At 46.9% G+C, this 5878-nt stretch carries 5 protein-coding genes; all 5 read right to left on the bottom strand.

Going from position 1 to position 5878, the window contains the following annotated elements; genetic code table 11:
• The coding region (gene pheT, locus WBV27_RS05340; protein ID WP_424200091.1) for a phenylalanine--tRNA ligase subunit beta at positions 1-1846 on the bottom strand (1846 nt) is incomplete at its 3' end.
• Between the two features lie 4 nt (positions 1847-1850).
• Positions 1851-2897 carry a phenylalanine--tRNA ligase subunit alpha gene (gene pheS, locus WBV27_RS05335; RefSeq protein ID WP_086627724.1) on the bottom strand — a complete coding sequence of 349 codons (1047 nt, stop codon included), beginning with the start codon at positions 2895-2897 and terminating at the stop codon, positions 1851-1853.
• A 328-nt stretch (positions 2898-3225) separates the two neighbouring features.
• A complete protein-coding gene (locus WBV27_RS05330; protein ID WP_086628182.1) occupies positions 3226-3537 on the bottom strand; it encodes a winged helix-turn-helix transcriptional regulator in 312 nt (103 codons plus the stop codon).
• 340 nt (positions 3538-3877) lie between these two features.
• On the bottom strand, positions 3878-4636 hold the full coding sequence (locus WBV27_RS05325) for a TrmH family RNA methyltransferase (protein WP_424200089.1): 759 nt from the start codon (positions 4634-4636) through the stop codon (positions 3878-3880).
• A 117-nt stretch (positions 4637-4753) separates the two neighbouring features.
• Positions 4754-5878, bottom strand: a 1125-nt coding sequence (locus tag WBV27_RS05320; RefSeq protein ID WP_424200087.1) for a murein hydrolase activator EnvC family protein, incomplete at its 5' end; no start/stop codon positions are given.

Below are 5878 nucleotides of genomic sequence, written 5' to 3'. Positions count from 1 at the left end.
CCATTTGCCAATCTTTTTGGTAGGCCATTCCTGTCATCACGCCGGCCAAACGTTCTGCCTCAATCGGTAAAACGCGATCAGCTGATGGGAAGAATACGCGACCTATTTCATAAAATTGGATATCCGTATTCTTGCGGGCAACGTTGTAAGCGGCATTGTCCAGCAGCGTGCTCAACAAGTTCATCCGCAGTGTGCTGCGATCTTCGCTCATCGGCCAAGCCAAACGGATGCCTTCCTTGTCTTCGACTGCGTATTCCCGCGCTTTTTCGGCGGTAGTCAAGACATAGCTGATGTTCTGGGTCAGTCCCGCGCCTTCCATGAATCTTCTGGTGATTCGCATCGTGTGTTGTTTAGGCGTCAATGCAGTAGGCAAAGCCGGTGTGATCGGCAATGTTTCCGGAAGGTTGTCGTATCCGTAGATGCGTGCGACTTCTTCCAGGATATCCGCATAGATGGAGATATCCCATCTTCTAGGCGGTACAGCAACAGTGAATGTTTCGCCGTCAAACGTCGAGGCAAAGCCCAACTGGTTGAAGATGGCAGTCACTTCGTCGCTGGAAATGGCAGTCCCTAACGAACGGTTGATTTTTTCCAAAGTGATGACCACTTCCGTATCCTTCACTTCCACAGTATCGACGGAAGCCGTACCGGCAACGACAGTGCCTCCAGCCAACTCATGGATCAGTTCAGCCGCATGTTGTCCGGCTGTGCGGATTGTCGCGACGTTGATGCCTTTTTCGAAACGGGAACTGGATTCGCTGCGCAAGTTGAACTTCCCTGCTGTTTTGCGGATCAAAACCGGATTGAACAAAGCCGCTTCCAGAGCGACAGTCACAGTTTCATCGGTGATTTCTGAATCCAGACCGCCCATGACGCCCGCCAATGCAATCGGCGCAGTGCCGTTCGTGATGACGATGTTATCCGTGTCCAGCGTTCTTTCCACTCCGTCAAGAGTAGTCATCGTTTCGTTCGCTTTGGCACGGCGGACGATGATTTCCTTGGAACCGATTTGATCATAATCGAAAGCGTGCAGCGGTTGGCCGTATTCCAACAAGATATAATTCGTGATGTCGACTACGTTGTTGATTGGACGGATGCCGCCGTTCATCAATTTGTTCTGCAGCCAAAGCGGACTTTCCGCGATTTTTACGTCTTTGATCACTTGGATATGATAGGCAGGCGCATCGTTCGTGTCCTCAACGGCAACTTTGATGTAATCCGCTACAGAACCTGTTTTTTCGGAGACCGGAGCCTCCGGGAATTTCAATGCTTTGTTGTAGATGGCTGCGACTTCATAGGCGGATCCGCGCATGCTTAAAGCATCGGCACGGTTCGGCGTGATGTCGATGTCCAGGATCGCATCATCCAGTTCCAACAAGTCAACGACTTCCGTTCCGGGAACAGCATCAGCAGGCAGGACAAAAATCCCGTCCGCATATTTTTTTGAAACAACACTTTCAGAGTAGCCCAATTCAGCCAACGAACAGATCATTCCGTTCGATTCTTGGCCGCGCATCTTGCCCTTTTTGATTTTTGCGTTGCCGGTGATCCGTGCGCCATGCAAGGCCACGATGATTTTCTGGCCAGCAGCCACATTCGGCGCGCCGCAGACGATCTGAATCGGTTCCTCAGCCCCGATATTCACTTGGCAGACATGCAGATGGTCCGAATCAGGATGGTCAACCACGGACAACGTTTCGCCGACAACGATTTTGGACAAACCTTTGCCAGGATAGACGACGTCGTCCACCTCGATACCCGTGCGGGACATTTTTTCAGCCAATTCTGCAGGTGTTACATCGGATAGATCTAAATACTCTTTTAACCATTTATAGGAAACTTTCATTTCATTACTCCTTCACATCAAATTGACTTAAGAATCGGATGTCGTTCTGATAGAAGTGGCGAATATCATCCACTCCATATTTCAACATCGCTACACGCTCTTGCCCAAGCCCGAAAGCAAAACCGGAATATTTCGTGGAATCGATCCCCGACATTTCCAGAACATTCGGATGCACAATGCCGGATCCCAGGATTTCGATCCAACCAGTTTGTTTGCAGACGTTGCAGCCGGAACCGCCGCATTTGAAGCAGCTGACATCGACTTCGACAGAAGGTTCAGTGAATGGGAAGTAGCTCGGACGCAAACGGATTTCGCGCTCTTCGCCGAACAATTTTTTGGCGAAGACGGCAAGCGTGCCTTTCAGATCAGCCAAAGTGATGTTCTCGCCGATGACCAATCCTTCAATCTGGTGGAATTGGTGTGAATGGGTCGCGTCATCGCTGTCGCGGCGGTAGACTTTCCCCGGGCTGATCATCTTCAATGGTCCTTTGGAGAAGTCATGCTTCTCCATCGTGCGCGCTTGGACAGGCGACGTATGCGTACGCAGCAAGGTCTCATCCGTGATGTAGAAAGTGTCCTGCATATCGCGGGCTGGATGATCTTTCGGCAAGTTCATCTTTTCGAAGTTGTAGCTGTCTTCTTCTACTTCCGGTCCATCGACGATTTTGTATCCCATCCCGAGGAACAGGTCTTCGATTTCTTCATTGATTTGCGTCAGGACGTGTGTCGTGCCTTGGGCGATTTTTTTGCCAGGCAAGGTGACATCGATCGTTTCAGCCGCGATTTCGGCTTCCATTTTTTTGATTTCCAGAGCATCTTTTTTGGCTTGGATGGCGGCTTCGATGTCGTCGCGCAGTTCATTCGCCAAAGTTCCGATGACGGGACGCTCTTCAGGGCTTAAATCCTTCATCCCTCTCAAAGCTTCTGTGATCGGCCCTTTTTTCCCCAAATAGGAAATGCGGACTTGATTCAATGCCTGCAGATCCTCTGCAGATTCGACTTGCTGTAAGGCATCTATACGTAATGTTTGTAATTTTGCTTTCAATTCCATGTTCTGTCCCCTTTTCGTAAAAAATGCAAAAAAATCCCGTCCCTGGTAAGGGACGAGATTTTCGTGGTACCACCCTTGTTTCGCTGCAAGCAACGACACTTCATTTGTTTAACGGTAATAAACCGGAACTTTATTCATTGCACAGGGCAAATCCCAAAGTCAGCTCGGGGAGTGAAAAATCACAATCGGCTTCTATAAAGGCTCGCAGTCAATGGCCATTATTCCCTGAAAAAAGCTGCAGATCGTGAAGGTTCCCTTCAACGCTTTTCATATTCATTTTACTTACTTTGCCAGTTTACCCGGAAATGCCGTTTCCGTCAAGTTCGGATTAGACCCAAGCATCCGACCAAGATTGGATTTCCAGCATCACATTGTTCAAAGCTTTCCCTTTTTCGGACAATCCGTACATCACTTTGATTGCCGCCGCAGGATTTTCGGTTCTTACTACAATTTTTTCATCTTCCAGCTCTTTTAAGCGTTCCACTAATACTCGATCACTGACATTAGGTATCTGCACGGCCAATTCCTTGAATCGTTTATCTCCGTCCATCAAGACTTCGATGATTAAGCCGGTCCATTTTTTCCCTAAAATAGAGAATGTTTTTTCAAACTTTGGACAAATACATTTTTTTACTTCCAGCATTTCATTCACAGCCTTCACCTCTTTGACCTATTATAAACACCCTCATTTCCCCTGTCAAAGGGAATGTGCCTTTTGTCACAAAATGTTTACAAAAAATAAGCATCCTGCTCCGCAATCTGCACTAACTGAAGAAATTCCTCAGAAAAATGCTTGTGGCCGCCGCTTCCTTCCATCCGAAAAGGAAAAGAATCACGAATGATGTTGGTTAGGAATTCGGCAGCCTGCTTGCTCGCATACAAAAAGTTCATGTCTGTTTTCTATAATAGGATAGGAATTTCACAAAGGCAACACTTTTTCACGTTTAATTGAAAAAATAGCGTTTTTTTCATGTATTTCTTCAGCCGACGAAGTGATAAAGCAGAATGCCTGCCGCAACTGCGACATTCAGAGACTCCGCTTCACCGAAGATCGGGATATACAGATTCTGATCCGTCAATGCCAATACTTTTTTTGAAACGCCATTTCCTTCGTTACCGAGCACCAACGCAACTGCATCAGTCGGGGAAACGGTCCGGTAATCGACAGCCGCTTCATTCAGTTCAGTTCCGTAGACCGGGATACCGTTGCTCTTCATTTCGGGTATCATCTTTTCCAGATCGCCACGATGAATAGGCAGATGGAAGTGGCTTCCTTGCATGGAGCGCAGCACTTTGTCATTGTACAGATCAACCGATCCTTCCCCTAAAATGACCCCAGCATACCCGGCAGCATCCGCAGTTCGAATAATGGTGCCGACATTCCCTGGATCCTGTACCTGATCCAAAAGGATGTATTTGCCTTTGTATTCCAAAATTGGAGCGGATTCAGGAATCTGGACGATCGCAACGACTCCTTGCGGCGTCTCGGTTTGGGCTAAGCTGGCGAGGATCTCCGGGGAAACGAGGATGATGTCGCCTTCCGCGATCTGCAGATCAGACTGTTGGTGAAAAGCTTCTGTCATCACTACTTCTTGGATGTGCGCATCAGCTTTGATGGCCTCTTTCAAAAGATGTGTCCCTTCGATCAGATAAGCTCCTGCTTCTTTACGGCCTTTCGCGGTCTGCAGTTTTTTCCATTGTTTCACTTTTTGATTTTTCATCGATACGATTTTTTCCATTTTGTAACCCCTCAGTTCAACATATTCCCTATTATACCGCATTTATTATTCCCTTTTCATCCAAAGATAGAAAAAAGAGACTGGGGAACTCCCAATCTCTTCGAAATTTTAAGTATATTAGCCACCGATATAATTCAATGGATCAACTAATCCACCATTTTCATGAACTTCAAAATGGAGATGAACACCCGTTGAATCGCCGGTTGTACCCATTATTCCAATTTGTTGACCTTGACTGACTGTTTGTCCCGGTGCGACCAATAACCCTGGTTGCATATGCGCGTAAAGTGTTTCAACGGTCACACCATTGATGGTGCCATGGTTGATTACCACATAGTAGCCAAAGCTAGCGTGATATGTTGCTGTTACTACAGTCCCGGATTGTGCAGCAGAAATAGCTCCACTGCCCGCAATATCTTGCCCTCTATGCAATTCAGAGCCACCAGTGATTGGTGAAAGACGATATCCAAACGGAGATGAGTAGTAGCCACTGGCTGGTTTTATGAAACCACTAGAGTTTACAGTATAACTGCTGGATGCAGTCGTAGTCGGCGCTGCTGATGCAGTCAAATTATTAGCTGCCGTAGCTGCTGCTGCAACTGCCGCCGCTTCAGATGCTGCTTGTTCGGCTGCTGCCCTCTCAGCTGCAATCCTTGTTTCTTCTGCTACCATGTCATTGCTGATGGTTTCAGTTTGTGCAGCCAAGTCAGCTCTGGTTGATTCCAAGCCATTTTTCTCGGCTTCAGTCAATTCGTAGTTCTCAATGACTTGCGCGATTTGGATGTCGATTTCAGTTTTTTGGGCTACGACATTATTTTTTGAAATCAGAATGTCTTGTCTCAATGCTTCAGCAGCAAGTTTTTCTTCTTCAACAGCCACTTTGCTGTCTTCGACTTTTTGTTGATCCGCTTCCTGTTGTTCCACGATGTCCTTGTTGGCAGTCACAATCTTTGAAACGACCGTGATTTTTCCGACTAGGTCAGAAAAATTCTCTGAAGACAACAGCATTGAAGCTATATCCGTAACGCCCGCATCCGTTTGGATATAACGAGCCTGCGTATTTAATTTTTCAGTTCTTTGGTCGATGACCACTTGTAATGCTTCGATTTCAGCCTGCAATCCCATAATTTTTGATTCGATTTCAGCCAATTTTTGCTCTTGAGCTGCTAACCGGTTCATCAATTCATCCAATTGTGACTGAAGTTCATTTACTTTTGTTTCCAATTTTGCTTTTTCGGATTC

Source organism: Trichococcus sp., from assembly GCF_049589555.1.
Classification (GTDB): domain Bacteria; phylum Bacillota; class Bacilli; order Lactobacillales; family Aerococcaceae; genus Trichococcus.
The sequence above is the reverse complement of the archived record's forward strand: the minus strand, read 5'-3'. Positions and strand labels throughout refer to the sequence as shown.

Bases quoted from the DNA above. Each gene is read 5' to 3' on its own strand.
- pheS (WP_086627724.1), bottom strand. From the start codon at position 2,897: ATGGAATTGAAAGCAAAATTACAAACATTACGTATAGATGCCTTACAG.
- WBV27_RS05325 (WP_424200089.1), bottom strand. From the start codon at position 4,636: ATGGAAAAAATCGTATCGATGAAAAATCAAAAAGTGAAACAATGGAAA.